This window comes from Massilia sp. CT11-108 (assembly GCF_047302915.1).
Classification (GTDB): Bacteria; Pseudomonadota; Gammaproteobacteria; order Burkholderiales; family Burkholderiaceae_D; genus Telluria; species Telluria orientalis.
The window spans coordinates 1-4,288 of sequence record NZ_JBKYMO010000467.1; the positions used below are offsets into that span (position 1 = coordinate 1).

Here is a 4,288-nt window from a genome sequence, read left to right on the forward strand (position 1 = left end):
CACCTGCACCAGGCGCCCCAGCGCCAGGTGCAGGTGCGGCAGCAGCAATTCCAGGAAATACGCGTGACGCGCCGTCGGCCGCACCGCCAGGCCGAACAGCAGAAACACGCTGCCTCCGGCGCTCGTCGGCCCCGTGCCGTGCGCGAGCACGTTGTCGAACCCCAGCCGCAGGATCTCGCCGCCCAGGCCGTCCGGCGCCGCGCGCGCATCGATCGCCACCGCCAGCCGTCCACTCCGCGCGATGCGCAGCGCCAGATCCGTCAACGCCTGCCGCCCCTCCGGCGCCAGCACGGTGCCGTGCAGGCAGTCCACCCGTGTGAGGACACCGCCATGGCCGAATTGCAGGCACACGAGCACCCGGTGCGGCAGCAGCGCCTGCACCTGGCCCTGGGTCCACAGGAAGAACTGGTGCGGGCCGGCCACGCGCAGGCCGGATTCGATGGCGCACAGCAAGTATTCCTGCTCCTGGCGGCTGAGGATGACGACGGGGTCCACGGTCAGGCGACGAAGCGGTAGCCGGTGCCGCGCACCGTCTCGATATGCTCCTGGTGACCGCTCGGCTGCAGCGCGTGGCGCAGGCGGCCCACGTGGGCGTCGACCGTGCGCTCCTCCAGCACGGCGTGCCTGCCCCAGACCTTGTCCAGCAATTGCGAGCGCGTGTGCACCCGCTCCGGATGGTGCATGAGGAAGTTTAGTAAACGGAATTCGACGGGTCCCAGCGCGACGGGGCTCGCGCCGGCCACCACGCGCTGCGTGTACGGATCGAGGTGCAGGCCGGCCATCTGCACGGCATCGACGGACGCATGCGGCGCGCGCCGGCGCAGCACGGCCTGCATGCGGGCCAGCAGTTCGCGCGGGTTGAACGGTTTCGTCAGGTAGTCGTCGGCGCCGGCTTCCAGCGCGAGGATCTTGTCGTGCTCCCCTGCCCGCGCGGACACCATGATGATGGCGATCCCGCGCGTGCGCGCCTGCGCGTGCAGGCGCCGGATCAGCGCTTCGCCCGACTGGCCGGGCAGGTCCCACTCCAGCAGCAGCATGTCGGGGACGGCATCGTCGAGCAGCACGAGCGCCGACTCGGCGTCCGCGCACAGGCGCACGTCGTGGCCGGCACGGGTCAGGTTCAGTTCGAGCAGCTGGCGGACGGCCGGGTCGGGGTCCGCCACGAGGACATGTGCGCGCATATAAGATCCTTGTCTCGGCGACAACAGGATCGAATATGCACTAAGCAAAGTCCGATGAACAATATGATTTCTGTTGGAAATTCATATGTTTATCGAATAAATCGACGCTCCGTCGTTCCCGCGGAAGCGGGAACCCATGCCGGGCTGGCTTAACACGCTCAGCATGGATCCCCGCGTGCGCGGGGATGACGTTCAGGCCCGGCGCCGCTGCATCGCCCCCAGCAAGACGAGACCCGTCGCGACGATCAACCAATCCGCCGGCTCCGGCACCGGATTCACGGTCGCGACGCCGGGATCGACGGCAATCGCCGCCGGCTCCCCCGCCACCAGGCTGATCTGCGCCGCCTGGAACGACAGGTAGTCGCCCACGCTGTCCAGCAGGCTGACGGACAACCCGATGCTGCCGCCGTCCGTCGGCGCGCCGCCGAACGTCACGTCGAAGCCGAATTTGCCGCCGAGCGTGATCGACTGGAAGAACTCCGAGAACGCGTCGCTCGAGAACGTGTACGAACCGCCCGACTGCACCACGTTGTCGAGCGACGGCGTGCCCGTGAAAGCGCCGTCCAGGCCGCTGATCGTCGCGGTCAGCACCTCGCTCGTGGCGAACGGCAGGAAGTCGATCTGCATGTAGCCGTCGCCGCTCGTGCCCGTCGTGTCGAGGGCCACGTGGTAGACCGGGTTCGCGCTCGCGGCGCCGGCCAGCAGGGACAGCGCCAGCAGCGCGCGGGCGAAGAAGGTTTTCAGGTTCATCATGTGCGATCTCTCAATCAAAAGGTGCCGGAATACAGTTTGGACGTGAACGTGATGTTCGTCTTCGACGGGTTCGTGAACGTCAGCGCCACGGTCACGGTCGCGCCCGGTGCGAGGGTCGTGCCCGGCAGGGTCACGTAGGGCGCGCCATTGAAAGCGCCGCTCCTGTTGTCGAGCGTGACGCCGGCCGGCAGGCCCTGCAGCACGTATTGCAGCGGGCCGGACAGTGCAGCGCCGCTCGTGTTCGTGAACGTCACGTTGCCGCTGAATTTGCCGGTGACGCGGTTGTAGCCGAGCGTGCCCGGCACGATCTTCACGCTGGCCGTGACGTCGGCGTAGGCCGGCGCCAGGTTCAGGCTCACGACGACCGGATCGTGGTCGGACGCGCGGAACGGATTGTTCACGTACGGGTCATCGGCCGTGTCGCCCAGGTTGTAGTCGATCGCATCCGGCTCGTCCGCGTTGTTGTGCCACTCGGTCACGCCGGCCACCTGCGGGTCCAGGGCGCTGCTGGCCAGCGCATGGTCGAGGTAGCCGCTCTGGCCGTCGAACACGTACGAATACGGCATGCCGTTCGGCCGCACGAAGCGCTCCAGTTCGTTGACCATGCCGTTGTCCGTCAGGTACGCGATCGGGTCTTCATGGCCGTATGCGTTGAAGTCGCCCACGGCCAGCACGTCCGGGTCCCCCGCGGCCGCCACGACGGTCGGGATGAAGTCGGTGAACAAACGTTTGGCCTGCAGCACGCGGGTCGCGGTCCAGCAACCCTGGCCGTCGCCGCTGTCCGTGTCGCCGGCACCGGCGCCGCCGCAGCTGCCTTTCGACTTCAGGTGGTTGACGATCAGCGAGAACTTCGCGCCGTTCGCGTTGACCTTGAACGTCTGGGCCATCGGCGGACGGTTGTTGACGGCGTCGCCGTCGGACAGCGCGCCGCCCACCGGCGTCAGCACGGCCGGTTTGTAGATCATCGCCACGCGGATCGCGTCCGTGCCCGTCGCGGCCGGCTTCGCCACGTAGGCGTACGTCGGCGTCGGCGCGCCGATCGCCTGGTTCAGCGCGTCGACGAGGTAGCTCACCGTGATGTCGCCGTTGTTCTGGATTTCCATCAGGCCGACGGCATCCGCGTTCATCGCCTTCAGCTCATTGACGATCTTGTCGCGCTGGCGGTTGAACTCGGCGACATTGTCGGCGCCGCGGCAATTGCTCCTGGACGGTGCGGACGAGCCGATCGTGCAGCCCTGCCCCGTGCGGCCCCACGCGTCGGTGCCGTCCGTGAACGTCGTGAAGAAGTTCAGCACGTTGGCGCTGGCCACGCGGACATTGCCCGCGACGACGGTCGGCGCATCGTCGCGCGCGTTCGTGCGGCTGAACACGGGGGTCTCGGTCGGCTGCAGCTTGTACCAGCCCCCGCCACCGCCGATGGCGCCGAAGTCGAGCACACCGACGAGGTCCGTCACCGTGTCGCCCGCGCGCACGGTCTTGTCCGCCGCAAGATAAGGGATGTGCGGCGGCACGGTGAAGATGCCGTCGTCCAGGATCACCATGTTCTGCGCGTTGGCGGCGATCAGCGCGTTTGCCTCCGCCGTGCCGGCGCGGTAGCGGTTCGTCGGCGTCTCGCGGCGGCCGTTGGCCAGCACCAGCTCGCCGCGGTCGCCCAGGTAGCTGTTGCCGTTGACGGTCAGCGGATTCGTGAAGCGCACGAGCATGCCTTCGTAGTGGCTCAGCTCGGTCGGCAGGTCGATGTTGACGGGGACAATCGTGTTGCCGCTGCCGAGGACCGTGGCGGCGCTGACGTCCTTCAGTTCCGTGTACGAGCGCTTCGCACCGTTCGGCGTGAACTCCGTCACGGTGCCCGTCACGCGCACGAGGTCGCCTTCCTTGACGGCGGCTGCCGCGGTGGCCCCGAACACGAAGATCGCGTCGGACGTGTCCGGATCGCCGTCGCCCTGCGGGTCCTGGATGTAAAAGCCGCTGCCCAGTTTCTTCGTGACGACGCCGGACGTCGTCTGTACCGTGTTCACGTACGGGCTCGCCAGGCCGCTGCCCTGGATCTGCGGGATCTTGACGAGGCCGCTGACGGCGACGTTGACGGTGCAGCTCGCGCTCTGGCTCGCGTCGTTGGCGAACGTGATCTCGACCGGGTACGTGCCGGCCGGAAGGCTCGCGTCGACGACGAGGTTCGCGGTCGCCGTGCGGTTGTCCGTCGTGGCCGCCGTGAAGCCCGTCAGGCTGATGCCGGCCACGGCGCCCTTGCTGATGACGGCGCTGTTGACGAGGCTGTCGGCGTCGCTCGCCTGCAGCGGCGCGGTCGCGCCCTTGCCGACTTCGATGCCGACGCTGCCCGGGCACGCCAGCAC

At 68.2% G+C, this 4,288-nt stretch carries 3 protein-coding genes and 1 pseudogene; all 4 read right to left on the reverse strand.

Annotated features, from left to right (window positions below):
• Positions 1 to 495 (reverse strand): annotated as a pseudogene (locus ACEN88_RS25465) (helix-turn-helix transcriptional regulator); the annotation flags it as partial.
• A 2-nt stretch (positions 496 to 497) separates the two neighbouring features.
• Positions 498 to 1,181 carry a winged helix-turn-helix domain-containing protein gene (locus ACEN88_RS25470; protein WP_413344154.1) on the reverse strand — a complete coding sequence of 228 codons (684 nt, stop codon included), beginning with the start codon at positions 1,179 to 1,181 and terminating at the stop codon, positions 498 to 500.
• Between the two features lie 192 nt (positions 1,182 to 1,373).
• Positions 1,374 to 1,934, reverse strand: a complete 561-nt coding sequence (locus tag ACEN88_RS25475) for an NF038129 family PEP-CTERM protein (protein ID WP_413344155.1) — start codon at positions 1,932 to 1,934, stop codon at positions 1,374 to 1,376.
• Positions 1,935 to 1,948: 14 nt separating this feature from the next.
• The coding region (locus ACEN88_RS25480; RefSeq protein WP_413344157.1) for an ExeM/NucH family extracellular endonuclease at positions 1,949 to 4,288 on the reverse strand (2,340 nt) is incomplete at its 5' end.